This window comes from Pantoea agglomerans, assembly GCF_020149765.1.
In the GTDB taxonomy this organism is placed as follows: Bacteria; Pseudomonadota; Gammaproteobacteria; order Enterobacterales; family Enterobacteriaceae; genus Pantoea; species Pantoea alvi.
In genome coordinates this window covers 1827497-1853833 of the sequence record NZ_CP083809.1, presented here as the reverse complement: position 1 = coordinate 1853833, position 26337 = coordinate 1827497, and the positions used below count along the sequence as shown (strand labels likewise).

Annotated in this window: 26 protein-coding genes and 5 pseudogenes; 10 read left to right on the top strand and 21 right to left on the bottom strand. The window is 55.5% G+C overall.

Annotated features, from left to right (window positions below):
- Position 1: 1 nt before the first annotated feature.
- The 3 genes and pseudogenes from LB453_RS11465 to LB453_RS11455 form a co-directional block, all read right to left on the bottom strand.
- Positions 2 to 769 (bottom strand): annotated as a pseudogene (locus LB453_RS11465) (anti-CBASS protein Acb1 family protein); the annotation flags it as partial.
- Positions 770 to 771: 2 nt separating this feature from the next.
- The gene (locus LB453_RS11460; RefSeq protein ID WP_103796181.1) at positions 772 to 1989 is read right to left on the bottom strand and encodes a PBSX family phage terminase large subunit; all 1218 of its coding nucleotides are present in this window, start codon (positions 1987 to 1989) and stop codon (positions 772 to 774) included.
- A complete protein-coding gene (locus LB453_RS11455) occupies positions 1964 to 2509 on the bottom strand; it encodes a terminase small subunit (RefSeq protein ID WP_103795936.1) in 546 nt (181 codons plus the stop codon). The genes LB453_RS11460 and LB453_RS11455 overlap by 26 nt, the downstream gene beginning before the upstream one ends.
- A 27-nt stretch (positions 2510 to 2536) precedes the next feature.
- On the opposite strand from LB453_RS11455, the gene LB453_RS11450 reads away from it, so the two are divergent.
- Together LB453_RS11450 and LB453_RS11445 are read left to right on the top strand one after the other, a co-directional pair.
- Positions 2537 to 2797, top strand: coding sequence for a hypothetical protein (locus tag LB453_RS11450; protein ID WP_103795937.1), 261 nt, complete (start codon positions 2537 to 2539; stop codon positions 2795 to 2797).
- Between the two features lie 44 nt (positions 2798 to 2841).
- The gene (locus LB453_RS11445) at positions 2842 to 3012 is read left to right on the top strand and encodes a hypothetical protein (RefSeq protein ID WP_158253393.1); all 171 of its coding nucleotides are present in this window, start codon (positions 2842 to 2844) and stop codon (positions 3010 to 3012) included.
- 35 nt (positions 3013 to 3047) lie between these two features.
- Here LB453_RS11445 and LB453_RS23315 read toward each other — a convergent pair whose 3' ends face one another.
- The 10 genes and pseudogenes from LB453_RS23315 to LB453_RS11390 all read right to left on the bottom strand — a co-directional run bounded on the left by LB453_RS23315 (position 3048) and on the right by LB453_RS11390 (position 8929).
- Entirely contained in the window at positions 3048 to 3500 is a 453-nt protein-coding gene (locus tag LB453_RS23315; protein ID WP_103795938.1) for a lysis protein, read from the bottom strand.
- Positions 3481 to 3993, bottom strand: coding sequence for a lysozyme (locus LB453_RS11430; RefSeq protein ID WP_103795939.1), 513 nt, complete (start codon positions 3991 to 3993; stop codon positions 3481 to 3483). The genes LB453_RS23315 and LB453_RS11430 overlap by 20 nt, the downstream gene beginning before the upstream one ends.
- A 3-nt stretch (positions 3994 to 3996) precedes the next feature.
- On the bottom strand, positions 3997 to 4239 hold the full coding sequence (locus LB453_RS11425; RefSeq protein ID WP_033756035.1) for a phage holin: 243 nt from the start codon (positions 4237 to 4239) through the stop codon (positions 3997 to 3999).
- Positions 4240 to 4538: 299 nt separating this feature from the next.
- Positions 4539 to 5144, bottom strand: a complete 606-nt coding sequence (locus LB453_RS11420; protein WP_103795940.1) for a hypothetical protein — start codon at positions 5142 to 5144, stop codon at positions 4539 to 4541.
- 219 nt (positions 5145 to 5363) lie between these two features.
- A pseudogene (locus LB453_RS11415) lies at positions 5364 to 6136 on the bottom strand (antitermination protein).
- Positions 6133 to 6765 carry a recombination protein NinG gene (locus tag LB453_RS11410; protein WP_103795941.1) on the bottom strand — a complete coding sequence of 211 codons (633 nt, stop codon included), beginning with the start codon at positions 6763 to 6765 and terminating at the stop codon, positions 6133 to 6135. The pseudogene LB453_RS11415 and the gene LB453_RS11410 overlap by 4 nt, the downstream one beginning before the upstream one ends.
- Positions 6766 to 7397: 632 nt before the next feature.
- Positions 7398 to 7834: pseudogene (locus LB453_RS11405) on the bottom strand (hypothetical protein); the annotation flags it as partial.
- A 61-nt stretch (positions 7835 to 7895) separates the two neighbouring features.
- Positions 7896 to 8042 carry a hypothetical protein gene (locus tag LB453_RS11400; RefSeq protein WP_224481738.1) on the bottom strand — a complete coding sequence of 49 codons (147 nt, stop codon included), beginning with the start codon at positions 8040 to 8042 and terminating at the stop codon, positions 7896 to 7898.
- 28 nt (positions 8043 to 8070) lie between these two features.
- The gene (locus tag LB453_RS11395; protein ID WP_146053828.1) at positions 8071 to 8448 is read right to left on the bottom strand and encodes a hypothetical protein; all 378 of its coding nucleotides are present in this window, start codon (positions 8446 to 8448) and stop codon (positions 8071 to 8073) included.
- A 220-nt stretch (positions 8449 to 8668) separates the two neighbouring features.
- Positions 8669 to 8929: a hypothetical protein gene (locus LB453_RS11390; protein WP_103795943.1), complete on the bottom strand. Its 261-nt coding sequence runs from the start codon at positions 8927 to 8929 to the stop codon at positions 8669 to 8671.
- Between the two features lie 264 nt (positions 8930 to 9193).
- On the opposite strand from LB453_RS11390, the gene LB453_RS11385 reads away from it, so the two are divergent.
- Positions 9194 to 9418: a hypothetical protein gene (locus tag LB453_RS11385; RefSeq protein WP_103795944.1), complete on the top strand. Its 225-nt coding sequence runs from the start codon at positions 9194 to 9196 to the stop codon at positions 9416 to 9418.
- Between the two features lie 438 nt (positions 9419 to 9856).
- On the top strand, positions 9857 to 10183 hold the full coding sequence (locus LB453_RS11380; protein ID WP_224481737.1) for a four-helix bundle copper-binding protein: 327 nt from the start codon (positions 9857 to 9859) through the stop codon (positions 10181 to 10183).
- Positions 10184 to 10231: 48 nt separating this feature from the next.
- Here the strand turns inward: LB453_RS11380 and iraP are convergent, their stop codons facing one another.
- From iraP to LB453_RS11365, 3 genes and pseudogenes are all read right to left on the bottom strand, one after another.
- Positions 10232 to 10597 carry an anti-adapter protein IraP gene (gene iraP, locus LB453_RS23430; protein WP_103795946.1) on the bottom strand — a complete coding sequence of 122 codons (366 nt, stop codon included), beginning with the start codon at positions 10595 to 10597 and terminating at the stop codon, positions 10232 to 10234.
- A gap of 498 nt (positions 10598 to 11095) precedes the next feature.
- Entirely contained in the window at positions 11096 to 11251 is a 156-nt protein-coding gene (locus LB453_RS11370; protein WP_103796182.1) for a cold-shock protein, read from the bottom strand.
- A gap of 18 nt (positions 11252 to 11269) precedes the next feature.
- Positions 11270 to 11426 (bottom strand): annotated as a pseudogene (locus tag LB453_RS11365) (cold shock domain-containing protein); the annotation flags it as partial.
- A gap of 411 nt (positions 11427 to 11837) precedes the next feature.
- Between LB453_RS11365 and LB453_RS11360 the strand changes: the two are divergent.
- Positions 11838 to 12050 (top strand): hypothetical protein, encoded by a 213-nt coding sequence (locus LB453_RS11360; protein WP_103795947.1) that lies wholly within the window; start codon positions 11838 to 11840, stop codon positions 12048 to 12050.
- 56 nt (positions 12051 to 12106) lie between these two features.
- Here LB453_RS11360 and LB453_RS11355 read toward each other — a convergent pair whose 3' ends face one another.
- Both LB453_RS11355 and LB453_RS11350 read right to left on the bottom strand, forming a co-directional pair.
- Positions 12107 to 12316 (bottom strand): hypothetical protein, encoded by a 210-nt coding sequence (locus LB453_RS11355; protein ID WP_103795948.1) that lies wholly within the window; start codon positions 12314 to 12316, stop codon positions 12107 to 12109.
- A gap of 49 nt (positions 12317 to 12365) precedes the next feature.
- Positions 12366 to 13952, bottom strand: a complete 1587-nt coding sequence (locus LB453_RS11350; RefSeq protein ID WP_103795949.1) for a PTS transporter subunit EIIC — start codon at positions 13950 to 13952, stop codon at positions 12366 to 12368.
- Between the two features lie 250 nt (positions 13953 to 14202).
- Between LB453_RS11350 and LB453_RS11345 the strand changes: the two genes are divergently transcribed.
- The 5 genes from LB453_RS11345 (at position 14203) to pdeR (ending at position 23233) form a co-directional block, all read left to right on the top strand.
- Positions 14203 to 16506 (top strand): FdhF/YdeP family oxidoreductase, encoded by a 2304-nt coding sequence (locus LB453_RS11345; protein WP_103795950.1) that lies wholly within the window; start codon positions 14203 to 14205, stop codon positions 16504 to 16506.
- Between the two features lie 122 nt (positions 16507 to 16628).
- On the top strand, positions 16629 to 18563 hold the full coding sequence (locus tag LB453_RS11340; RefSeq protein WP_103795951.1) for an exoribonuclease II: 1935 nt from the start codon (positions 16629 to 16631) through the stop codon (positions 18561 to 18563).
- Positions 18564 to 18744: 181 nt separating this feature from the next.
- The gene (locus LB453_RS11335; RefSeq protein WP_103795952.1) at positions 18745 to 20811 is read left to right on the top strand and encodes a carbon starvation CstA family protein; all 2067 of its coding nucleotides are present in this window, start codon (positions 18745 to 18747) and stop codon (positions 20809 to 20811) included.
- On the top strand, positions 20804 to 21088 hold the full coding sequence (locus tag LB453_RS11330) for a YbdD/YjiX family protein (RefSeq protein WP_103795953.1): 285 nt from the start codon (positions 20804 to 20806) through the stop codon (positions 21086 to 21088). Before LB453_RS11335 ends, LB453_RS11330 begins: the two co-directional genes overlap by 8 nt.
- 159 nt (positions 21089 to 21247) lie before the next feature.
- On the top strand, positions 21248 to 23233 hold the full coding sequence (gene pdeR / locus LB453_RS11325; RefSeq protein ID WP_224481736.1) for a cyclic di-GMP phosphodiesterase: 1986 nt from the start codon (positions 21248 to 21250) through the stop codon (positions 23231 to 23233).
- Between the two features lie 12 nt (positions 23234 to 23245).
- Here the strand turns inward: pdeR and LB453_RS11320 are convergent, their stop codons facing one another.
- The 3 genes and pseudogenes from LB453_RS11320 to araD form a co-directional block, all read right to left on the bottom strand.
- Positions 23246 to 24112, bottom strand: coding sequence for a crotonase/enoyl-CoA hydratase family protein (locus tag LB453_RS11320; RefSeq protein WP_103795955.1), 867 nt, complete (start codon positions 24110 to 24112; stop codon positions 23246 to 23248).
- 140 nt (positions 24113 to 24252) lie between these two features.
- A complete protein-coding gene (gene kdgT, locus LB453_RS11315; RefSeq protein ID WP_103795956.1) occupies positions 24253 to 25236 on the bottom strand; it encodes a 2-keto-3-deoxygluconate transporter in 984 nt (327 codons plus the stop codon).
- A gap of 331 nt (positions 25237 to 25567) precedes the next feature.
- Positions 25568 to 26268, bottom strand: a pseudogene (gene araD, locus LB453_RS11310) (L-ribulose-5-phosphate 4-epimerase).
- Between the last annotated feature and the right edge of the window lie 69 nt (positions 26269 to 26337).

The following is a 26337-nucleotide window of genomic DNA, read 5'->3' as shown; positions in this document are numbered from 1 at the left end:
TACCAAATGCCAGGAGCTTACGCAGGTCCTTGATGCTGTACGTGCGCAGATGCGCCTTATAGATGAGCTGAGCCACGCCGGTCGTGATGCTGTCGAATGCCAGCAGGCGATCGAAGCAGCGCTCAATTACCGACATGCCCCAGTCATTTTCTGTCAGGCGCTGCTGATAAGGCAGCGGGATGCCGTCGAAGCGGATCAGCCTGGAGTGATGAATGCGCCATGGCGGGATACCTGTTGCCGATGTCACGACGCGGTAAAACTCAGGCATGCCGAAGTCCGGCCCCAGCTCAGTCACGCGCCGCTCGGTCGTGGCGTTTAGCATCCAGCGGTCCATTACCATGACACCTTTGAATGCGCCTGGCGCAATAGCGTCGATGCGCAGCGGCGTTGAATAGTTCTGTCCGTCTATCAGGATTGCGCCCACAGCGCCACCGTAGAGCCGCGCCCACTTCAGCGTGTCGTTGAGTGCTTCCCATAGTGCCATCTCATCCCATGCGTTATCGAGCTGCTTCTTGCGGCCGTCTTCCAGCTTGGAAGTGATGGTTACGCCCTTTCGGGTCATGTCATCGGGAATGGCGTCAACGCCAGCGCCCACCAGCCAGGACGACCGGTAAGCCTGCTCTATCAGTAGCCTGTTGCGCGACGTCCAGTTGTTGCGGTAGGTGCCAGCGCCAGACTGGTTCGATTCGTTAACGCCCATGCGGGCGACAAAGTTTTCATAGCTGTCACGCGTCGGTACAGGCTGCGACACGTTTTGTGTTTCGGACATGTTCAGCCTCTGCCAAGTTGCGCCCAAGTGCCAAGGCTGTCAGAGCTGGTGATGTAACCGTCCAGCCCGTAGCGTATGGCGTCTATGCAGTGGTTATGTGCGTCTACAATTACCGGGAGAATCTCGTTGGTCTTCTTGTCGACTTTGTAGGAGTAGAGCCGGAACTCGTCGGCGGTGTGCTTACAGCGCTCGTGAATGATGATTTCCTCAAACCCTTTAAGGTAGGTGATGCCATCCTCTACGCTGCCTTTCCACTTCGCCGCAGCGTCAATGCTGAAACCCTGCCGACCAATGTGGCTGATTGTCTCCGGGCGCGCGCTGTCGGCTTTGATCGGCCAGCGGCGCGCCTCCGGGACTGAATCGTAAAACTGCGGCATTTCGTCGAGCTCTACGCCGACGCCATAGGCCTCATATTCGATATAGAGTTTCGTGCCCAGCATGAACATGCGGATCAGCGTGCTCGGGTCGTTGGCGAAACCGAAGTCAGCGCCGAAGAACAGCCGATCGGCCTGCTGCCAGAGGTCATCCGGGAACGCCTCAACGCGGTAACGCTGCTTGAAGATAACCGCCTCAGATATCGACTTAGGCTTGCCCAGCCAGACGTGTTCGTACGCCTCGTAATCGACCCGCTTGCAGTACTCCATCTCTTTGCGCAGCGTCTCGGGCAGATACGGGTTGTCGTAGTAGTTCACCTCAACCGTGATGCTGTCATCAGGCGGTTTAACCACGAAGCGCTGATAGGTCGGGTCTTTCTCTTCGCCGGGGTTAAACGACACCCAAATTTCCGAACCCTCTTTACGGATGGTCGGCACAAGGATGTCCCACGAATCCGCTGAGACAGACTGAGCCTCTTCCACCCAGCAGATGTCCACGCCCTCAGTCGACTTTATGCCGAGCGGGTCGAAGCGCAGCCCCTTAAACAAGAATTCGCTGCCGCAGGCGCTGGTAATCGTCTCGTTGGTGATGCGAAACCACGGGTTAAGGCCGAGCATCTCAATCTGGTCTTTCAGCAGCTTGTGCACTGAATCCTTGATCGAGTTCTGCACCTCACGGGTACAGAGAACGCGGAGCTTTTTAGAGGCAGCCATGATGACCAGCGCGCGGGCAATGCCCCATGATTTAGCGCCGCCACGACCGCCATGGAATACTTTGTAGCGAATGGGCTTAAATAGAGGTTTGAATTTGGGCGCGAAGCTAAGTTTCTTCTCCGCTGTCGTCATCATCCGCTCCGAAGCTAACAACGAACGTAGGTGCAGCCAGCGGCAAACCGTTGGGGCCAACCAGTTCGTTTTTAACGTTGTCTTTGAATGCCTGGACTGTGACGTGCTTGCCAAGCAGTTCGAGGTTTTTGACCTTATCCGGCCATTTAATCTTTTTCAGCAGTCCGGCAGCTTCGCCAGCCATCTCGGTAACGTCCATTCCCGACAGAGTTGTGCGCCACACTTTAGGCCAGTCTTTGATGGGCTTTAGCTCACCATTGGCTAAGAGGATGTCGAGGACGTCCATCTGGTCAATCTCAAACAAACGCTTCAGCACATAATCAGCATCAACATCGATCCGATCATTGCGTTGTGCTTTAAGTTCGGAGATTCTGTTCTGGACGCTAACATTTGCTAACAGTCGGGCGCCCTGCTCGCTCGAGGTCTTTTCGCTGTATCCCGCCCGAATGGCCGCTTGCGTGGCGTTCAAATCGATGAGGTACTCGCGACAGAACATCTCTTGTTTGTCAGTGAGTGCCATATTTAACCTAAAGAAAAGGAGTTTTACGTGAGTGCTTCTGGCGATCTAAACGCAATTCTCAATCAGCTTTTAACTGACAACCTATCGCTTAAGCTTTTGCTTTTAGCAGTACTCAGAGATAAGTCGGTTGAAGAGTTAAACGCCTATATCATGCAAACTGAACTTCGAACTAATCACGCCGTTAATACTCATCAAGATCCTGAAGGAGCCAGAAATGTTCAGGCTGCTGGTAATTCAGCAATCGACACACTCAGGACCTTGATAGCCGAGAAGAGTGCAAGCCTCTAACGTAGTCCTTCATCATTATTCATTCGTCAAGTAAGGAGTTAACAATGCAATGGCAAGTCGAAGTAACTGAACTGATGCCAAATTCCCGTTACGAAGTCATTTTCTATGATGAAGACGGAATCCGCATTGGCGGATTTGATTTCGAAGCTTCTTCAATGGATGAAGCAGAGCAATTAATCAGAGAGGCAAACGTCGAAGCCAAAAAAGATCAGTGAAAAGTTGCCGCATAGAAATATGCGGTTTTCTCAGATTACTTCATATACTGCTCATGCACATACGCTTGCAGACCCGTCAGTTGTTTGGTGATGGTTTCGATTCGCTCTCTGAGGGTGAAATAATCCCGCTGAGCGGCGTCAGTAAGTCGGGGGCTGGCTGCATCATCCATGCCGGCGGTGCCGGTGGCGGATTGCTTCGTGCAGGTGACATTGAGCTGCAACCGGCGCTTGCCAGAAGCAACGTCATCATGCAGCTGATTGATAGTTGCCTGAGCATCAGCTAACTCCTTCGTGTATTTCGCGTCGAGAGCAGCAACGCTTTGCTGCCGGCGCTGCATGTCGTTGATGGTTTCCTGCTGGGTTTTAGCCAGGCTCTTTGCTGCCTGGTATTTATCCCTGTAGCTGTCAGCCAGTAAGGCAAACAGACAAAGACAGATGCTCAGCAGTATGGCTACCAGAGAACGCCAGTTATTTGCCAGCCTGATCATCTGCACTCTCCGCCAGGCACATTGAGCGCTCCATGTCGCGGCGATTCATCAGGCCGCGAAACTTCATGCCGCCGGCATAGACCCAGCGGCGCAGCTCCTCGCAAGCTCCATCCTGATCGCCTGCGTTAAGTTTCTTCAGCAGCGTCGATTTAGAAAACGCACCGGAGCCTACGTTGTAGGTGAAGCTGTAGAGTGCTGCGCGCTGATATTCATTCAGCGGTACTCTCACCAGGCTATCGACCGTCTTCTTTACCGGCTGCAGGTCGTTCCACAGAAGGCGATCGCATTCGCGGTCGGTGTACTTCTTGCCTTTGATGATGTCTGTGCCGGTGTGGCCATCACAGACCGTCCAGACTCCGGCAACATCTTTGTAGGGCTCGTACACCCGCCCCTCCACACCGTCCTTGCCGCCGAGAAATACCGTAGCGATAAGCATGGCTCCGCCACCTGCGGCAGCGATCAGCTTGTTCCGCAGTGAGTTTGACATTGCCATGGGTTATTCCTCTGTGAGGCCGGGCGCGGTGGGCCAGCGCTGAAGCGCCTTAATCTGCGCCAGTGTGGCTTTGCGTTTGTAATACCAGTTGATGCCGAGCGTCAGCAGGGCGACCAGAATACCGGCCAGGACGCCTACAGCGCTCCACTCATCGGGACTAAGCCGGGTCAGAAGACCGTTGGCAATCGTCCCGGCTGACGCGCCATATGCTGCGCCTGAAGCCAGTTTGCTCATATCGATACTCATATGCCCCCCTCGGTGAGGGGGCTAGCTCAATTAGGAATTGTCTACTTTCTGAACTGATCAAGCCCGGTTAGCTTTAATCTTGTCGAGAGAAAAAAGCACCGCTCTGCCGTTGCGTAGTCAACGTTGAAGAATCCGCCTAAGCGCGGATTTTTTTATGGATAAAATCGCCCTATTCCACAGGTCGCTAAACCGAAGTGTGCATTGATTGGCAGGGGCGAAAAACAGAAAAGGCACGCCAAAGCGAGCCTTTATGGATTTATATAGAAAATGATTAGTTAGCAATGAATCGATGATCAGGGTTACACTAATTTCTGCTCTTCTATCTCCAATATTTTAGAAAAGAAAATTACAAGATTTTCTTTTTCATTATCAATCACTACATTATCTTCATCATTTTCATTTCCAGGTTCAAATATTGCGTCATTAATCTTATCTTCCGCCTCTTTCATTAATTTTTTACATTCTTGGTACTTTGGATGATTACCGCCCAAAATCAATTTTATCTTAGTGGCACACGAAGACGACTCACCTATTAATTTAAGGACGACCATCATGTCTTCAAATGGAATTTCTTCTGGTTTGTCTTTATATTTCGCTAGTAACACATCAGCACTATGAACTGATAACTCTAACTGTGAAATATAATCAGTAACCATTTCTCGTAAATATTCAACTTTCCTTTGTTGAGCACTTAGGAATATTTGTCTTTTTATCAAATCATTATTGTTCTTAATTGTTTTCCATGCAATTACTGCGGGAATACATGACGCTATAAAAGAACCAATCACATTTTCCCAAGGAAATCCGCTATCAATAATGATTGTGGGTAATTTATCAATCTGAAAGTAAGAATGGTTTTCGGCTAAGAATCCAGCAAATGGAAAAGGTATACCCTGCCAATTCATAATGATTTCCTTGTCAAAAAGGAAACAACATACATGATCTTACTGGCATAAAAAAAGCCCTCGCAGAAGGCGAATCCGCAGGGCTTTTTGTGTCCGTCTAGAAACAGCGGACTGTTTTGTTGCCGCTCAACAACAAGACGTAGCTTTCATTGTTAGGGATCGCATCCTCAGTTACGGTAAAAAGTAAATAGCCCACGATAAAATAACAGGCAATTTTATTTAACTATATGCAGTGACTTTATTCAGAGCTGCATTGGCCCACGGCTCTTCAATCTCCAGTTTGCTGAACAGCGTTTCATAGAACGGCTTAACGCTTTTCTTCCAGGTATCCAGGTTATGGCATCAGTGATGCCGCAAATAGCACCATGGGCTTCGGTAGGCGGGATACGCTCATATCCCCGACCGCAGCAGCGCTTACAGTCACCTATCACTGGCACGCCCTGCAGCCCTGACTCTTTGCGCATTACTGCGCGACCTCGCCCGTTGCAGTCCCGGCATGCCGAAGACACAGCTCCTTTGCCTGCGCAGGTTTTGCAGCGCACACTGACCTGCCCACGTTCCTCGCGTCGGCCGTCGCCAGACAGCATCGACTTCATCGTAACGACTTTCGCGGCGATAAAGCCGGTGGCGTTGCTGCACTCGCACGGTTTAATGCTGGCGGCGCTGCGGCAGTAATTGAGGTAGGCGTAAGTTGCGAGCACTTGCATCACAGCCGGTTTAATATCTGTATCAAGCTTGCGTAAGGCAGTAACCTTATCGCAGGTCTGCAGTGCAAATTCAGTTAACAGGGATACAGCGCGTCGGGTGTCGTTCTCCCTTACTCCCTCATTCCCTCATGAACGCAGCATACCCAGCGGCGCGCGACTTTGCGTCATACCCATTGCGGCAACATAGTCGGTGCCGGTCATCGTGACGGGCGATGTCTGAGGCGCTGTGCCGCTGAAGTTCTGACTTTTCGGGAAGTGGTACTTCACTGTTGATTCAAGGCTCATGCTGCCTGCCTCTGCTTTGTAGGTTCACGGCATTTAGACCGGTACATATCCCGGATCCGGATGAAGTCATCGCGGCGGTAATGCGTCATCTCATGCGGTCCATTCAGCCAGTCGACCAGCTCCTGACCATATCGCTCAGCCAGATTCGCTTCATACTGCTGTGCTACCACCGCCGCCTTGGCACCATGCTTTGCCGATCCGGCGTTGCAAGATTTGCACTGGCGATAAGCGTTACACTCTTCGAACCTTAGCTCAGGGAAACCGCCGACCGTTTTGAAGTGGCCGCAATCCCACTGGCCGCCATGCAGATCGGGTGAATGGGTTTCGCCGCAGCTGATACAGGGCTGGTCATGGTCACGAAGGCGGATGAACTGGTTGAAGGCTTGCTTCTTGAAGTAACTGTCGGGCTTGAGGGCTAACTTGCGGATTTTGGCGTGTCGTTTTTCCTGCTGGGTCTCTTCTCTTCGTCGTCGTTCTGCTTCCTGTTTCGCTTTCTGCCGGTCTTTCTCTCTCTTGGCCAGTGCAATTACGGTTCCACACTCCGCGCAGCACCACTTTTGATTCTGGAAGCCTAGATGGAACCATTCCCGGCAGTCAGGGTTTTTACAGCGTCGTCTGCTCCTCCTCATCACTCCCTCCGTGCATTCTGAAGTTGTCGTCTTGCATCTAGGCGACAATGCCGAACCGTAGCCAGCGCAGCTGGTAGCAGATATATCGCCAGATAGCATGGAAAGGGACATACTCGAAGTGCGCGAAATACCAGGTGTCTTCTTTGCAGATTTCACAGTTGCTCCCGAACCGGTGTTTGTCCTCACTGGTGAGAACGGTAAGGCATTTACATCAGCGCTCACGCCCAGCATTTGTGCTCATAGGTCGAGTCTATTCGTGGTTCGCGGTTTCCTTCGAGCAGCAGCGCTGCTGACCAGCCAGAGGCGGGGATCGATCGCGAATGTCTTTTAGGTCTGGATGTTGCGGGCGGCGTAGCTTCAAAGGAGTTCTTTTGCAGTTTTGATGTCTACTGGATCATAAGTGAACCACGTTTACTGCATGGCGGCTTCCGTTTTTTCTCATATACTCCGGCCAGTGCTTTTCGAGAATGCGCTTGGTTACGAAAGCACCAAGTCGTTGGCTTTGGTTTTCAGCGTGCTGAGCAGTTTGTTGATCGCACTGGCGATAACCGGCGCAAGGACCTCTCCGGCCACGCACTCGACGTATTCAAATTTCTGCTGTGTTCAGGTGCTTCGCCTACCCATTTTGTTTTTTTTAGTTTCATGTATTCGCTGTCAGCCAGCACCGTCATTTTGCAGCCGAGGCTCAGCGCCCTGCCTTCCACCTGAGTCAGGTAGAAATGCAGTGGCCGGTGTCAAGGTCTGAAGTATGCCATAGCGAACGGATCATTGTCGTTTCCACTGTCACCATAACAACCATCTTGCGCTCTACGTAGCCGAGGTAGGTGTGCTTCATCGCATCTTTCACCCATTCAGAAGAGTCAAAGTCTTTGACGCGCCGGATGAGCCAGTCACAGATTTCCGTTTATCACCTGTGGGATAGGGCGTTCTGGTTGAGGCTGCGCTTCTCACGCCACGGTCTGATTATTAGCCAATAAGTTTCACCAGAGTCCAGCATTGGGAGGATTTGCTGCCCGATAATGGTGAAGTTCGACCTATGAAGCCGTATGTCGTCCTTCGGAATCTCCATCAACAACATTCTTCAGTTGCTGAATAATTATGTGAAATGCAATTTTCAAGTCGCCCTACGGCTACGTCTGAAAACGGGTTGTCACCACGATGAACCATGAGGTGCTGTTGATAGGGGTTACGGCGTTGATATAGGCGTTGCAGATCTGGAAGTGATGTCGTTTTGAGATTGTTATTGATTTGCTATCGAGTAGGATCGTGTTACTCATAATGTTGCCTTTATGAAAAACCCTCTTCTTAATCTTTACCGGTTATATATTTTTTCATTTTCTTTACTCTTGCTTGCTCATCAATAAACCGAGGTTCATTCAAAAATTCGTATAGCTTTTTCATAGTCTTTTCACTTGCCCGATATTGAAGAGAGTGTGGAACATCCTCACCATTTATTTTATGGGCGTATCCGTAAGAATAAGGATAGTTCGAAGCCCAGATAGTATAAGTAACATCATTGAGCTTAAATTTTGCACAGTAGTTTTTTTCACCCTCGAAAATAGCTTCATCAATGATCTTGTTGAGAATTTTATCCCAATCTTTGCTGTAATCTCTCTGATACCGACTTGGTTTTTTGCTAAAAATCAAATCAATCAACAAATCAAAAATTTTTCCCTTACGCATCACTAATCCTCTATTAAACTCAAGATGCTTTATACTAATCTTGCAAAATAAATTCATCAACAATTAGTCTGTCCCGCTCCAGTTTTGTGGAAATCATCCCCAACAACCATGTGTCATGGCTCCTTAGCTTTTAGATCCTTCATCGCCATCACCACACGATGCAAAGATGTCCTATCCACACAGGTCGCATCGGGCCATCCATCCATGCTTTGAAATAATTCTACTTTGTTTTTCTTTGCCAACTAATAGCTAGCCACCAATTACCATGCCAGCCTGGAGTTGGAATTTTCATCAAAACCCCCCTCTTTTGCTTGCCGTTTGAATCGCTCATCAGGTCGAGAGCTTCTGTGGCCAGCGTGCGGATATGCGTCAGCGTTTCATATGATGCAGGCTGCTTCCGTGCGACGTCGATGATTGCCAGCACAAGGTTGTGCGCCTGGTTCTGCGGAGGTCGGATAATTAGCTGTGTTACCTGAGTCATGCTATTACTCCTTCCCGTCCCTCTTATGTGCGCGAGAAAGGACACCAGGCTGCCAGAAGCTCAACATCCAGTAATTATCAGGATCAGCTACAGCCTCAACAGGCAAGCCAGAATACTCTACCAACCTGTTCACCTTTGGCGATGGCAAGTCAACCGGGTTACACTAATCTCCCTATTTGTCAGGGTGACTTTAAATAGTCTTTCACTCCCGCATCGGCGGATTATCTTTAAGGTCAAAACCTGTTCAGAAAAGGACACTGATAAATGAGCATAATTTTTGTGCCTCCTCTTATTGCCGTGCTGCTCAGTAAAGAGATTGAGAAAGGATTTCCCCTGACTGAGGAAGAGGTGAACACTATTCGAGATAACGCCACAGCTATTGCGGTTGATGCCAATACCGCACTGGCTCTTGTTGAAAACCGTGGGTATCGTGATATCAATCCAGAAAAATGCTGGGAAGAATGGGCTGATTTCAGAAGGGATCGTTAAACTCTTACAGCTAATAGTCGAAGAGGCTCCACGGGAAGCGGAAGCGGCTAATAGTGCCAGCAGGAATTCCAAATGCATGCCCTGATTGCGGCTCAGCTCATCCAGAAGAGCAACGAGGCCCCGCTGGAGTAAAGACGGGTAACTGGGTTTGCTTCGATTGCGGAGATAGAGGGTGGATTAAAACTAAACCCCTGGACAAGCCAGTCAGCAAAAGCTGATAAATTAATTAAACCTGCTCCGGCAGGTTTTTTATTGCCAAAAATCCATAAAAGAACGCATCTATGGCGACACCGAACCCGCCCACATTGTCGTCGCTAAAAAGGCATTATGCGGATTGTTGAGTAGACGAAGCGCTGAAAAACTTATTTACGCATTCTGCATTTGCATAATCAGCCAGGTTTTCCAGGCTTAACAGGTGACTTCAGCCCAGGAGGAAATATGTCAGAAGAGTACAAAAAATGCATCGAAGCCTGTTACCTGTGCGCAGCGGCTTGTGATAACTGTGCGGCATCGTGCCTTGAAGAAGAAAATCTGGAAATGATGCGCCAGTGCATCAAAATGGATATGCAATGCGCAAATATATGCCGACTCGCGGCGCAATTTATGGCGTTAAAAAGTGAGTCAGCCAGCGCGATTTGTCAGATTTGTGCAGATATTTGCCAGAAGTGTGGTGATGAGTGCAGGAAGCATCAACACGACCACTGTCAGGAATGTGCGAAAACCTGCCATCATTGCGCTGAACAGTGCCGACAGATGGCTGCATAAATAATCGTAACGTTAAAGGCCCGCAGGCTGCGGGCCCGATGAGATGCGTTAATTATTGTCTGACTGCAGTTGGTCTGCCGGTTTACTGACCCCAGCAAGCTCATTAAGCCCCTCATGGTTTATTTTTTCATCAGCGCTATCTACAGCACGCGAAATAATAAGCAAATCCTGAAGCTCGCTTAACAGGAGTGCAGCATCTGACTTAAGCACTTCGTCTGAATCGGCAGAATCAATAACCGTATTAATGGCCTTGTTGGCGCCCTCGATCATCTCGGTTACGCCGCCCTGTTTGCTTACGGCCAGCACCAGTGCACTGATCAACAGAGACTGTGCCTCAACGCGTGCTGTGAGTTGTTTCGTGCTCGCATCTATTTGAGAAATTTTGGCAAGCATACTCAGTACAACGTTCTTCATGGCTTTTCTCCCTGCAAAGAGACCATCATATAAGCGTGATTTCGCGCCGGAAATATCAACATTCTGAAAACCGATAACGTCTTCAGGTGAAGCCGCCAGTGAAGCTGTTACGCAGGGCGAACCCGCGCAGCTTTCAGGGTGTGCCAGGCAGAACGTCGAGGAGAACATCAAGAACGTGCTTATAAACGCACCTGATTGTGAGCCGTTTATCACGAGCCGCCTTCGCTTCAGAGCCGGATAGCCCCCTGGGGCAGCGCGCCGCTGTTTACCGGCAAAAAGGTAATGCCTCGAGAGGCTCTCCCCTTTTCCAGTACGCGGACAGCGAAACGAGTGCTTTTCTCGCATAACTTTCAGGCTCTTTGCTCAAAACTGAACGGTGGTGGTTAGCGGTGAGACCAGCCCGCTTTTAAGCGGCAGGCTGAGTGTTTAACCAGAAACGTAAAAAGGCTACCCGGAGGCAGCCTTGAATGGGGAGAGGTTCGGATGAACAAAAGAACATCAGGCAGCCATCGGCTGCGGGTTTATTTGAATCATGGCCGATTTACAAAAAATACATTTAGCGCCAAGCGGGTTTTTGACGTTGATGTCATAAACGGAGCGGCGATATTGCGAGCCCTGACAGTGCGGGCAGCGAAGATAAATAATAGCTGAGATAATTTTTTTGCGTCCTGTGACGTTGGCAGCTGACGGACCTTTTTGGGCCATCCTGCACGGTGAATTCTACTTTCTGCCTCCTGTCTGGAGTGCGGAAATCGTTGCCCTCGATAGCAAAAAGGTGCATGAACACATCCTTGCGGCCATCTACTGGCGAAATATAGCCGAAGCCTTTTCTGCGTTAACCTTTAGCCGTGCCGGGCATGTTATGAGAGATAACGTCCCGTTACTTCAAGCCTGTTAATAACTATAGCTGAATTGCAGCGACACATCGGTACGATTGAGATAAAACTCAAACAGGCAGGCTCAGGAGCGGCACTAACGTAAATGAGAGATACGACAGGAGCGAAGGATGAGGTTGTCTGCTGATCAGACCAGGTGGTCATTAACGCATGCATCGACCGCAATTGCAAGCGAGTAAAAAAGCGGAGCGTTATCGCTTTTGCGGCTCCTGAACGCGTAAGCAAATCGGTAAAGCGGAGCGCAAATGCTTTCACGCCACCGTGCTACAGCTTTGCTGTTACACTCTTTACGGCGTCCTGCACCCGGCTACAACTATGCATTGAGCATCGAGAAGGAGAAAGTGGTGAAAAGTAAAATTTATCTTCCGCAGTTCGATATCAGCGCCGACGTGGAGATATTTGGCAATAAGCTTCGGGTCCGCTATGAAGGAAACGAAAACTTTCCTAAGCGCCTGAAGGTTAAAGAGCAATATTTTGTGGTTATCGACGGCAAAGAAACGACGATGGTGCTGGAACGTAAAGCGATCGGTTCCTGGCAATTCTCCCTGCAGTCATGATGGGGTGATTCCCACCTTCACTTACTGACTCAGCAAGGTGGGAATGCGGCGCGGTGCTATTTCTTCTCGCGATCCTCGTAGGGATCTTTTTTGTCATCATTATGATCGTCACGGGTGCGCGGGATCTCACCGTGTTCAGCGGGCGCATCGGCCGCCGGATGATCGTCCTCTTCATAGGCGTTGTGAACGTGCGGCGTGCTTTCGGGAGCGCTCTTGCTGACGTCCCCTTCCTGTTTACGTTCTTCGTTGGTTTTATGTTTAAACATTTCCGTCTCCTCGTTCGCTTCCAGTCTGTTAAGTGTAGACGTAAATCCTTCAGGCTACGCCGAGCGCGCTTTTTACCTCGTTAGCGATCTTCTCGACCTGCGGGCCATAGATAACCTGGATATCGTGCTCGCTGACGCGGTTAATGCCGTTGGCGCCGGTGGTGAGCAGCGTCTGATCCACCACCTCTTTCATATCTTTTACTCTGACGCGCAGACGGGTAAAGCAGCAGTCAACATCCTCGATATTGGCCTCTCCGCCGAGGCCGCTGATAATCACTTTGGTGCGCTCATCCGCCGCCACCTGCTGCGGCTTCTCATCCTCTGATTCGCGCCCCGGCGTTTCGACGCCCATGCGGGTGATAATAAAGCGGAAGGCGTAGTAGTAGAGCGGCGCATAAATCACGCCGAGCACCAGCGTCCACCACCAGTGGGTTTTACTGCCGCCGAGAATGCCAAACACCACCAGATCGATAATGCCGCCCTGCACGTTGCCGATCATCAGGTGCAGCATCGACATCAGCATAAAGGAGAGACCGGTCAGCAGCGCATGCAGCAGATAGAGCACCGGCGATACAAAGATAAAGCAGAACTCCAGCGGCTCGGTGATGCCGGTGGTGAACGAGGTCAGCGCGCCCGCCATCATCAGCGCCTTAACCCGCTGCTTATGTTCAGGACGCGCGGTGTGGTAGATCGCCAGCGCGGCGGCCGGCAGGCCGAACATCATCACCGGGATTTTGCCCTGGGCGAGAAACTGGGTGGCGTTGCGCAGGGCGTCGTCAGGCACCGAGCCGGGATGCGTCAGCGAGGCGTTGAAGATATTCAGCGCGCCCACCAGCATTTGCCCGTCCACGGTGGCGATGCCGCCAATCGGCGTAAAGCGCACGGTTTCATTAAGGATATGGTGCAGCCCGGTCGGGATCAGGATGCGTTCCGCCGTGCCGAGCAGAAAGGCGCCGTACTGCCCGCTTTTGCCGATCATCTCGCCCACCCAGGCGATGCCCGCGCCCAGCGTCGGCCAGATCAGCGCCAGCAGCACGCCCACCAGCGGCAGGAAAACCACGGTGACGATCGGTACGAAGCGGCGTCCGCCAAAGAAGCTAATGGCGGTCGGCAGCTGCTGCGTATAGAAGCGGTTGTGCAGCAGCACCGTCAGCAGACCGGCGATTACGCCGCCCAGCACGCTCATGTTGTAGGTAAAGATACCGAGCATCTGGATATATTCCGCCGAGGTCATCATCGCCGTGGTCTGGTCCATCCCCGCCTGCTGCAGCGCGGCCGGGGTGGTTGTCGCCGCCGTAAGCCCCTTCGCCGCCAGCGTGGCGCTGATGCCGACGTTCATCGAGATATAGCCGATCACCGCGGCGAAGGCCGCCGTCGGCTTTTCCGCCTTCGCCAGGCCGATGGCGCTCGCCACGGCAAAAAAGACCGGCAGGTTGGCGAAGAGCGCGCCCGCCACTTTGCGGATAAAGCCGATAATCAGCTGCGGCACCTGCATCTGAGCAAAGGCGTCGCCGGTAATCGCCGGGTTCTGCAACGCGGCCGCGAGGCCGAGGAAGATCCCCGCCGCCGCAATCACCGAAATCGGCATCATCAACGCTTTGCCAAACGCATGGATCTGGCTGGTGAGCTGTTTCATGGGGTGCGCCCTTTCAGAAGTGAAGGTGCAAGTATTGACCCGATGCGCCAGTAACTCCCGTTATCAACAGGTTGCCAGAGAGTAAAATTTGAACAGCATCACATTTTTCCGTCTCGCGCGATAAACGCCGGCTATCGCACCATTAAGTCAATCAATTAGACAACTTATGATTGCAGTCGCACACTTCCCTCACCGTCAGGATATATCCTGATAACAAACTTCCTACAAAAAACATAAGCCTGCACTCACCATGAAATTCAAACGTAAAATTAAGCCTTACCGCGCTGCGGCGGGCGGCTGGGGTTCGCTGGAAGCCACCACCCGTTTCGTTTTTGACAGCAAAGCCGCCCTGAAAAATATGCGCAACCTGATGCGTATGAACAAAGCGCGCGGCTTCGACTGCCCCGGCTGCGCCTGGGGCGACGATAACAAAAGCACCTTTAGTTTCTGTGAAAACGGCGCCAAAGCGGTGACCTGGGAAGCGACGCGTCGCGTGGTCGATAGCGACTTCTTCGCCCAGCACAGCGTGACTAAACTCTATGCGCAGAGCGACTACTTCCTCGAATATCAGGGCCGTCTGACCCACCCGATGCGCTATAACGCCGAGACCGATCACTATGAGCCGATCGGCTGGGACGACGCTTTTGCGCTGATCGCAAAGCACATCAAGGCGATGGATAACCCGAACCAGATGGAGCTTTACACCTCAGGGCGCGCCAGCAACGAGGCCTCCTGGCTCTATCAGCTGTTTGGCCGCCTGGCGGGCACCAACAACTTCCCGGACTGCTCCAATATGTGTCACGAAGCGAGCGGCGCCGGTCTGAAGCGCAGCATCGGCGTCGGCAAAGGCACTATTCGCCTCGACGACTTCGACCATGCTGACGCCATCTTCGTTTTCGGCCAGAACCCGGGTACCAACCACCCGCGTATGCTGCACAGCCTGCGTCATGCTGCCGATCACGGCGCGAAAATCGTTACCTTCAACACCCTGCGCGAGCGCGGCCTCGAGCGCTTCGCCGATCCGCAGAAGCCGCTGGAAGTGGTCACGTCTAAAGCGGGCACCATCAGCTCCGCCTATTATCAGCCGAATCTCGGCGGCGATATGGCGGCGGTGCGCGGCATGGTGAAAGCGCTGCTGGAGACCCATCGCGCGCGCGTCGCGGCGGGCCAAAAAGGCCTGTTCGACGAAACCTTTATTAACGCCACCACGCACGGCGTCGAAGCCTATTTTGACGCGGTCGACAGCACCGACTGGATGCAGATTGTACAGCAGTCTGGCCTGAGTGAAGCGCAGATCCGCGAAGCGGCGGCGATTTACCAGAGCGCCGATCGCGTTATCGTTACCTGGGCGATGGGCATCACGCAGCACAAACACTCGGTGGACACGGTACGCGAGATCGTCAACCTGCAGCTGCTGTTCGGCCAGCTCGGCAAGAAAGGCGCAGGCCTCTGCCCGGTGCGCGGCCACAGCAACGTGCAGGGCAACCGCACCATGGGCATCGACGAGAAGCCGAGCAAAGCCTTCCTCGACGCGCTCGGCAGCCACTTCAACTTCGAGCCGCCGCGCGAGCACGGCCATAACACCGTTGACGCGCTGAACGCCATGCTGCGTGACGAGATCAAAGTGCTGATCGCGCTGGGCGGCAACCTCGCCGCGGCGGCGCCCGATTCGCCGCGCACCGAAGAGGCGCTGCAGCGCTGCGGTCTGACGGTGCATATCAGCACCAAGCTTAACCGCAGCCATCTGGTACCGGGCGCGGAGAGCCTGATCCTGCCGACGCTGGGCCGCACCGAGCGTGATACCCAGGCGACCGGCAACCAGTTTATCACCGTAGAAGACTCCTTCAGCATGGTGCACGCCTCCGAAGGCATCGGCATTCCGCTGGCGGAGACGCAGCGCTCTGAGACCGCTATCGTCGCGGGCATCGCGCACGCGGTGCTGGGCGATGAGAAGGTGCAGTGGCTGAAGCTGGCCGCCGACTACAACCTGATCCGCGACCATATCGCCGCCACGATCCCGGGCTTCGCCGACTTTAACGAGAAGTGCGATCTGCCGGGCGGTTTCTATCTCGGCAACGCGGCAGCAGAGCTGCGCTTCAACACCCCGACCCAGAAAGCGGAGTTCAGCAGCGCGGCGCTGCCGGCCTCGCTCTTCCCGCAGGACGTCGCGGAAGTGCCCTTTACGCTGCAAACCCTGCGCTCCCATGACCAGTACAACACCACGATCTACGGCCTCGACGACCGTTACCGCGGCGTTTACGGCCAGCGCGAAGTGGTGTTTATCAACCCGGAAGATATGCAGGCGCTCGGCTTTACCGAAGGTCAGCTGGTGGATATTGAGACCCTGTGGAACGACAATATTTCGCGTCGCGTCAGCGGTTTCAAACTGGTGCCCTACAATATTCCGCGCGGCAACCTCGCGGCCTATTATCCGGAAACCAACCCGCTGGTCCCGCTGAACAGCTTTGGCGATATCAGCGGCACCCCCACCTCAAAATCGGTTCCGGTGAAGCTGGAACTGTCGGTTTCCCTGCCGACTCAGCGCATCGCGTAAGCGCAGAGTTTCCTTAGTTAAAAGCCGGTTAATCCGGCTTTTTTACCCCTTTTTGCCTTGCCGCGCGCCCCTGATTCGCGTAAAACTAGCAGCCGCTCTTAGGCCACGAAACTAAACTGACTATGTTCCAGGATAATCCGCTGCTCGCGCAGCTTAAAGAGAAGCTCCACGCGCAGACTCCCCGCGCAGAAGGTGTTGTTAAAGGCACCGAAAAAGGTTTCGGCTTCCTTGAAGTCGACGCGCAGAAAAGCTATTTCATTCCGCCGCCGCAGATGAAGAAAGTGATGCACGGCGACCGTGTCTCCGCCATCATCCACAGCGACAAGGATCGTGAAAGCGCCGAGCCTGAAACGCTGATCGAACCCTTTCTCAGCCGTTTTGTCGGCCGCGTGCAGAAGAAAGATGACCGTCTTTCCATCGTCCCGGACCATCCGCTGTTAAAAGACGCCATCCCCTGCCGTCCGGTGCGTGGCCTGAGCCATGATTTCCAGGCGGGTGACTGGGCCGTCGCGGAAATGCGCCGCCATCCGCTGAAAGGCGACCGCGGCTTCTATGCCGAACTGACCGAATTTATCGTTAAAGCCGACGATCATCTGGCGCCGTGGTGGGTCACCCTGTCGCGCCATAACCTCGAGCGCGAAGCGCCGCAGGTCGGCTTTGGCGAGATGCTGGACGAACAGCTGACGCGCGAAGATCTTACCGCGCTTGACTTCGTTACCATCGACAGCGCCAGCACCGAAGATATGGATGACGCGCTCTACGTCGAAGAGAACGCCGACGGCACGCTGAGCCTGACCATTGCCATTGCCGATCCTACCGCCTACGTGCCTGAAGGCAGTGAACTGGATAAGCTGGCGGCGCAGCGCGCCTTTACCAACTACCTGCCGGGCTTTAATATCCCGATGCTGCCGCGCGAGCTTTCTGACGACGTCTGCTCGCTGCGTCCCAACGAGCGCCGCCCCGCGCTGGTCTGCCGCGTTACCGTGGCGCAGGATGGCTCGCTGGGCGACGACGTTCACTTCTTTGCCGCCTGGATCGAATCGAAAGCCAAACTGGTATATGACCAGGTCTCTGACTGGCTGGAAAACAGCGGCGACTGGCAGCCGCAGAGCGAGGCGATTGCTCAGCAGATCCGTCTGCTGCACCGCATCTGCCTGGCGCGCAGCGAGTGGCGTCAGAACCATGCGCTGGTGTTTAAGGATCGCCCGGATTACCGCTTTGTCCTCGGCGAGAAAGGCGAAGTGCTGGATATCGTCGCCGAGCCGCGCCGCATCGCCAACCGTATGGTAGAAGAGGCGATGATCCTCGCCAACGTCTGCGCCGGTAAGGTGCTGCGCGAGAAGCTGGGCTTCGGCGTCTACAACGTGCATACCGGCTTCGACGCCACCAATGCCGAACAGGCCGCCGCCGTGCTGGCCAGCCACGGCATCACCGTTGACGCCACCGCCATTACCACGCTGGAGGGCTTCCGCCAGCTGCGCCGCGAGCTGGATGCCCAGCCGACGCAGTTCCTCGACAGCCGTATCCGTCGCTTCCAGTCCTTCGCTGAGATCAGCACCGAGCCGGGCCCGCACTTTGGTCTGGGTCTGGAGGCGTACGCCACCTGGACCTCACCGATCCGTAAATCGGGCGATATGATCAACCATCGTCTGCTGAAAGCGATTATTCGCGGCGAGCAAGGCGCGCGTCCGGATGAGGCGTTAACCACCATTATGAGCGAGCGTCGTCGCCTGAACCGCATGGCGGAGCGCGACGTGGGCGACTGGCTCTATGCTCGCTGGCTGGCGCCGCACGCCGGTACCGACCGCAAGTTCAGCGCTGAGATTATCGACGTCTCCCGCGGTGGCATGCGCGTGCGCCTGCTGGAGAACGGCGCGGTTGCCTTTATTCCGGCGCCCTTTATCCACGCGGTACGCGACGAACTGGTGTGCAGCCAGGAGAACGGCACCGTGCAGATCAAAGGCGAAGTTGCCTTCCGCGTGACCGACGTTATTGACGTGACCATCGCCGAAGTGCGCATGGAAACGCGCAGCGTCGTGGCGCGCCCGGCCGTCTAAGCATCAAACCCTGCGGGATAATCGCCGTTATCCCGCATTTTCACTTCTCTCTTTACACAAATGTTATATTTGTTCCCCGCTTCACACTTCTTAACACATTAACTTTCACTTACATTCCATTACATTACCTTTGACTCGTTGTCTTTGAACGTCCCTTTCGGTTCATACAAGGAGTGAGGTCATGAAGAACGTCAAAACCAGCGTCATCTGGTTAGCAGTGGCGTTAGTCGGCGCGGGCGCATTCGCCATGCTGGCGTTAAATCGCGGCGAGCACGTTAACGCCGTCTGGCTGGTGGTGGCCGCGGTCGCCTGCTACAGCATCGCCTATCGCTTTTACAGCCTGTTTATCGCCCGCAATATTTTCGAGCTGGACGATCGTCGCCGTACGCCCGCCGAGCGTTTCAACGACGGCCTCGACTATGTACCGACCAACAAATGGGTGCTGTTCGGCCACCATTTTGCCGCTATCGCCGGCGCCGGGCCGCTGGTCGGGCCGATCCTCGCGGCGCAGATGGGCTTTCTGCCCGGCACCATCTGGATCCTTGTCGGCGTAATGCTGGCGGGCGCGGTGCAGGATTTCCTCGTGCTGTTTATCTCTACCCGCCGCGACGGCCGTTCGCTGGGCGAAATGGCGCGTCAGGAGCTGGGTGCCTTTGCGGGCGTGATTACCATGCTCGGCGCGCTCGGCGTGATGATTATCATCCTCTCCGCGCTGGCACTGGTGGTGGTGAAAGCGCTGGCTAACTCGCCGTGGGGACTCTTTACCATCGCCGCGACCATTCCCATCGCGCTGCTGATGGGCGTCTATATGCGCTTTATCCGCCCCGGCAAGATAGCGGAGGTGTCGCTGATCGGCTTTGTGCTGATGATGGCGGCGATTATCTACGGCGGCAACGTGGCGCAGGATCCTTACTGGGGCCCCTTCTTTACCCTGAAAGGCACTTCGCTGACCTGGGTGCTGGTGATCTACGGCTTTGTCGCCTCGGTGCTGCCGGTCTGGCTGCTGCTGGCGCCGCGCGACTATCTTTCCACCTTCCTGAAAATCGGCGTGATCGTCGGGCTGGCAATCGGCATTCTGTTCGCCATGCCGGAAATGAAGATGCCAGCGGTGACGCGCTTTATCGACGGCAGCGGCCCGGTCTTCTCCGGCCAGCTCTTCCCCTTCCTGTTTATCACTATCGCCTGCGGTGCCATCTCTGGCTTTCACGCACTGGTCTCCAGCGGCACCACGCCGAAGCTGGTAGAGCGAGAGAGCCATATTCGCTTTATCGGCTACGGCGCTATGCTGATGGAATCTTTCGTCGCCATCATGGCGCTGATCTGCGCCTCGGTCATCGATCCCGGCGTCTACTTTGCCATGAACTCCCCGGCGGCGCTGATCGGCACCACGGTAGAGAACGCTTCGCAGGTGATTAACGGCTGGGGCTTTGTGGTGACGCCTGAAATGCTCTCTGGCATTGCGCGCGACGTCGGCGAGGCGTCGGTATTGTCACGCGCCGGCGGCGCGCCGACCTTTGCGGTGGGCATGGCGCATATCATTACCGACGTCTTTAACAGCCGGGCGATGATGGCCTTCTGGTATCACTTCGCTATCCTGTTCGAAGCGCTGTTTATTCTCACCGCGGTGGATGCCGGCACGCGCGCCTGTCGCTTTATGGTGCAGGACCTGGTTGGCACGGTGGTGCCGTCGCTGGCGAATAACCGCTCGTGGGCGGGCAATATGGCGGGCACGGCGGTCGCGGTGGCCGGCTGGGGCTTCTTTGTCTACCAGGGCGTGGTCGATCCGCTGGGCGGCATCAATACCCTGTGGCCGCTGTTCGGCATCGGCAACCAGATGCTCGCCTCTATGGCGCTGATCCTTGGCACCGTGGTGCTGTTCAAGATGAAGAAGCAGCGCTACGCCTGGGTAACGATTCTGCCGACCGCCTGGCTGTTTATCACCTCGATGACGGCGGGCTGGCAGAAGATTTTCCATGAGAAGCCCTCAATCGGCTTCCTGGCGCAGGCGAATAAGTTCCGCAAGGGGATCGACGAGGGGGTCATTATCGCCCCGGCGAAGAGCGTGGCGGATATGCAGACCATCGTCTTCAGCAACCAGATCAACGCCGTGCTGTGCGGCTTCTTTATGCTGGTGGCGGTCACCATGCTGATCGCCGCCTTCTTTGTGATTCGCCGCGCCCTGCGCAGCAGCGTGCCAACCACGCACGAGGCGGAGCCGTCGCTGCGCAAGGAGGTACGCCATGTCTGATGCAATTCATCGCGCCGCCCGTCCGGCGCGCCTCGAGGCCATTCACCGCTGCCGCCCGCTCGACGCCCCCCGGCGCTTTCGCTGGCGAACGCTGTGGCGCGGCCTGCAGCAAAGTTTTCGTCTGATGGTCGGGGTGCAGGATTATCAAAATTATCTTCAGCATATGCAGCGTCAGCACCCGGATCTTACCCCAATGAGCGAGCGCGATTTTCACCGCTACTGTCTTGATGCCCGGTTCCCCAGTCAGGCCGGCAAGCTGGGTAAATGTCCTTGTTAAGCCGGTAATTTAGCCCCGCGACGCGGGGCTTTTTTGTGCCATTGGTTACCAGACTGGAAAATATATTTGGCTGGCATCTTGTACTGAAGTGAGATGCCGAATACTGTTGATAAAATAATGAGATAACGCCAGCAGAGCACTCCCCCGGAGGACCTTTCCATGACCGATGAACAAGGGCAAACGTTGCTGTATACCTTGTTTGGCACGACCAGCCCTCATTGGCGCCTGACCACCGACAGCGATGCCCTGCATTTCGCAGAGGATGAAAACGCGCACACTAATATCGCCGTTGCGCTGACGCCCGCGCAGGCCAGCCTGCTGCGCGCCATGACGTTAATCACCTCCAGTGTGAACCTGACGCTGCCGCTGCACGGCACGCCGGTGCCGATGCACTTTGTCGGCCGCAAGGTAAACCAGTCGAGCTGGGCCGGCACCGCCTCCGCCTGGGGCGATACCTCCGCCGTCGCGCGCGATCTGACGCAGGGCCTCTCTTTCGCCGAACAGGTGGTATCTGAAGCCAACTCGGTGATTGTGATTGTCGATCAGCGCGGCAATATTCAGCGCTTTAACCGCCTCAGCGAGGAGTACACCGGCCTTAACGAGCACGAAGTTATCGGCCGCAACGTGTTTCAGCTGTTTATGACCAAACAGGAGGCGGCCGCCTCGCGCCGCAATATCGCCGGCTTCTTCCGCGACGGCAATTCCTATGAGGTGGAACGCTGGGTGAAGACCCGTAAGGGCCAGCGACTCTTTCTGTTTCGTAATAAGTTCGTTCACAGCGGCAGCGGCAAAAATGAAATTTTCCTCATCTGTTCCGGAACGGACATAACCGAGGAGCGACGGGCGCAGGAGCGCCTGCGGGTGATGGCAAACACCGATACCGTGACCGGTTTGCCCAATCGCAACGCGATCCACCAGCAAATTAGCCTGGCGCTGGAGCTGGCGAAAGAGGATGAGACCGGCGTGGTCTACCTCGATCTCGATAATTTCAAGAAGGTGAACGACGCCTACGGTCATATGTTCGGCGATCAGCTGCTGCAGGCGGTGTCGCTGGCGATCCTCAGCTGCCTGGGCAAAGACCAGACGCTGGCGCGCCTCGGCGGCGACGAGTTCGTGGTGCTGGCAGAGCACACCAGCCAGGCGGCGCTGGAGGCGATGGCGTCGCGCATTCTCGAACGCCTGCGCCAGCCCTTCCGTATCGGCCTGATTGAAGTCTACAGCGGCTGTTCTATCGGCATCGCGCTGGCGCCGCTGCACGGCGAGGACCGCGAGAGCCTGATCCGCAACGCCGACACCGCGATGTATCACGCCAAAGAGAACGGGCGCGGCAAGTTCTGCGTTTTCGCTGCGGAGATGAACCAGCGCGTGTTTGAGTATCTCTGGCTCGACACCAACCTGCGCAAGGCGCTCGAACAGGATCACCTGACGGTGTTCTATCAGCCGAAGCTCGATCGCGACGGCGCGGTGCGCAGCGCGGAAGCGCTGGTGCGCTGGAATTCGCCGGAGCGCGGCATGGTTTCGCCCGCCGATTTTATTCCCTATGCCGAAGAGTCAGGGCTGATTGTGCCGCTCGGCCGCTGGGTGATGCTGACCGTGCTGCGGCAGATTCTGGCCTGGCGCGAACAGGGCATTAACCTGCGCGTGGCGGTCAACGTCTCGGCGCGACAGCTGATTGACCAGAGCATCTACAGCGATCTCAAGCTGGCGCTGATGGACAGCGGCCTGACGGAGTGCCCGATCGATATCGAGCTCACCGAAAGCTGCCTGATTGAGAACGAAGCGCAGGCGCTGACCCTGATGAAGCAGTTCCAGGAGCTGGGCGCGCAGGTGCATCTTGACGATTTCGGCACGGGCTACTCTTCGCTGTCGCAGCTCGCGCGCGTGCCGATCAACGCCATCAAGCTTGATCAAAGTTTTATTCGTAATATTAATGAGCAGCCGGTTTCCCAGTCGCTGGTGCGCGCCATCGTTGCCGTCGCCAAGGCGCTGACGCTGGAGGTGATCGCCGAAGGCATCGAGACGAAAGCGGAAGAAGAGTTTGTCCTCCTCAACGGCGTAGACGGGCGTCAGGGCTACTTCTACGCAAAACCAATGCCCGCGGAACAGTTTGGGCATTGGCTGGCTAAGCATCCTGCCCGCGTTTAAAACTCCGCGTTATTAACCCGCTTTACGCAAGGATGCGCTATGGCGGTTTTGTAACTGCACCAGACGTTCCATATAGGCGATATCTTTCGGCTCCAGCGTAAAGGCATAGTCGACCCAGTCCTCAGTGATATCCATCAGCTCGGCGCGCGACAGCTGCAGCACGCGCTGGCGCGCTTTCAGCATGGCGCGCACGCCGTTGAGCTTCGGCCGCAGCGTATCGATAAAGGTGCGCGTGCAGCGGTAGCTTTCGCCGGGCTGGAACACCTTGTCCACCAGGCCGCGCGTTTCATACCATTCTGCGCTGTGCGACTCCCCTTCGCATATCAGCTCTTCCGCCAGCTTCATACCGGCCCGACGCGCCACCAGAGAGTAGCCGCCCATGCCGGGGAACAGGTTAAAAGCGATTTCCGGGAAGCCGAGCCGGGCGTTGTTTTGCGCCAGGATAAAGTGGTGCGCCAGCGCGGCTTCAAAGCCGCCGCCCAGCGCGCTGCCCTCAATCATCGCCAGCGTCACCGCGCCGGTGTCAAAACCGCGCGCCGCCGAGTGAATGCAGTCGACGCAGGCCCGGGCATAGGCGCGCAGCGCTTCGCGGCGGTTGTTGCGAATGCACTCGACGAAGAAGCGCAGATCGCCGCCCGCGTTGAACATCTGCGGCACCAGCGAGCCGGTGACCCAGAAATCGATCGGCAGACCGGAGCGCTGTGCCGCATAGCTCAGGTTCATGATCTCCTCGATTAATTCGTGGTTAAAGCTGGGGCGCGGCTGCGCCCGCAACATCATCCACATGGTGCGGCGGCCCTCTTCGTAGTACGCGGCAAGTTGAGTAGTCTGTCCCACTTCGGTGAACAGTCGGCAGGTTGGTTGGTTAATTACTGTCATCGTCTCATCCTCTGTTTATTTGATGCGTTAAACGCCACATCAGCGTAATGCAGAGAGAGGCCAGACCAAATGAGAGATTGATTTATAAAGTAAAATCCAGAGATATCCCCGACTTAGTGGCCGGGGATGTTTAAGCGGGCTTACTTAATCGCCGCGCGCTGGCCAACCGCAACGCGCGAACGCTTAATGCGTTTTGAATAGACAGCAGTTATCACTGGCACCAGCACCGAGGTAACAATCACCGATGTCGCCACCAGCGCAGTGGCGGCTGGCGCGACCGGTTTAAACTGCGGCAGCATTTCCGCTATCAGCACCGGCGTCGCCACCGCTGCTCCCGCCGTGCTCGACGCGGCGATGCCTGCCGTGCCGTCGCCGCCGCCAATCAGGCGGTCGGCGATAATCAGCGGAATACCGGTGACGATAATTACCGCCACGCCCAGCAGGATACCCAGCAGGCCGGTTTGAGCGATAACCGTGAGATCGATGGTGTTGCCCAGCGCGAAGGCGAAGAAAGGAATCAGCGTATGCACCGCTTTAGCGAAAAATTCCCGCAGTTCTGGATCCAGATTGCCCAGCGCAAAGCCGATCAGAAACGGCAGAACCGCGCCGACGAAGACGTGCGGTTCAAAGGAGGCGATGCCGGCCGTGCCGAGGATCACCATCGTCATCAGCGGCCCCGACTCCAGCGACATCAGCACAAAGGCACCCGCCTCTTCCTTGCTGCCGTACTGCTGCATGATCGAAGCGTACAGGCCGCCGTTGGTCATATCCATCGCGGCGACCAGCGCCAGCGTCGAGAGGCCAGCGAACATGCCAACCTCGACGCCGTTCTCTGGCACCACGCGCGCGGCGATCGCCGCAACAACCCACGCCACCGCGATTTTGGTGATGACCAGCGTGCCCGACTTGCGCAGGACCGCGCCGGTGGCGCTGAGCCTGATGGAGGCGCCCATGCAGAAGAACCAGATGGCGAGGATCGGCACCGTGCCGGTCATCAGGCCATTGCTGAAAGAGCCGAGGTATTTGCCCGCGCCCGGCGTCAGGGTGTGGCAAAGCGCGCCGAGAAAGAGCGGAATAAGCATCATGCCGCCAGGGATTTTATCGATAGCACGTTTGATATGCATAAGGGATCACCTTTGCTGTCCAGAGGGAGGTGCGTTTTTATGCCCGAGGGCGTGACAGCAAAGTACGGGGGGCGGCGACGGAAAACAGTGATCTCCCCACAAAATTGAAACGCTGTTTTATTTTTTATTGTGGGTATGTTTCGTTATTTTGACCGCCGTCGCCATACCAGAGGGATTGGCTTCGTCCGCTGCGCTGGATCCGATGCGAACGCAGGCGGCATAACCGATAGCAATGCTGTCTGCGCTTCTCTGGCGCGGGACGCTTTGCTTTTCGATCGTGCCGCCTGCGTTAATGAAGCTGGCGTGTTTTCAGGCGCGCGGGCGCGGCGGGTTACGCTTTTTGCCCGTACCAGGCGTTTTTGCCGTGTTTGCGCAGGTAGTGCAGATCGAGCAGCGTCTGATTGATGGGGGGCAAATCGGCGCGCAGCTGCTGGCTGAACAGCCCCATATAAGCCACCTCCTCCAGCACCACGGCGCTGTGTACCGCCGCGTGGCGTCGCTTCCCCAGGCGAAAGGCCCGTGCGAGTTCACCAGCACCGCCGGTATGGCGCTGGGAGAGAGATCGCGCTGGGCGAAGGTCTCGATAATCACGCCGCCGGTATTCCATTCGTAGTCGTGCTGAATTTCGTCGTCGCGCATGGCGCGGGTACAGGGGATCTCACCGTAAAAATCGTCTGCGTGCGTCGTGCCCCAGGCTGGAATTGCCCGCCCCGCCTGCGCCCAGATGGTGGCATGACGCGAATGGGTGTGTACGATGCCGCCGACCTCTGGCCACGCCAGATAGAGCGCGCGGTGGGTAGCGGTATCGGACGACGGGCGCTTGTCGCCCTCTATAACCGCACCGCTGGCGAGATCCACCACCACCATATCGTCGCGCTGCATGCTGGCGTAGCTGACGCCTGAAGGCTTGATCACCAGCAGGCCCTGCTCGCGATCCACCGCGCTGACGTTGCCCCAGGTAAAGGTGACGAGGTTGTAGCGCGGCAAATCCAGGTTCGCTTCCAGAACCTGCTGTTTGAGTTGTTCCAGCATTGTTTTCTCCTGCTCAGATTGATCTCTGAATTGTGCAGGCGCTGGCTAAAAAGGTTATGGAGAGAGTGG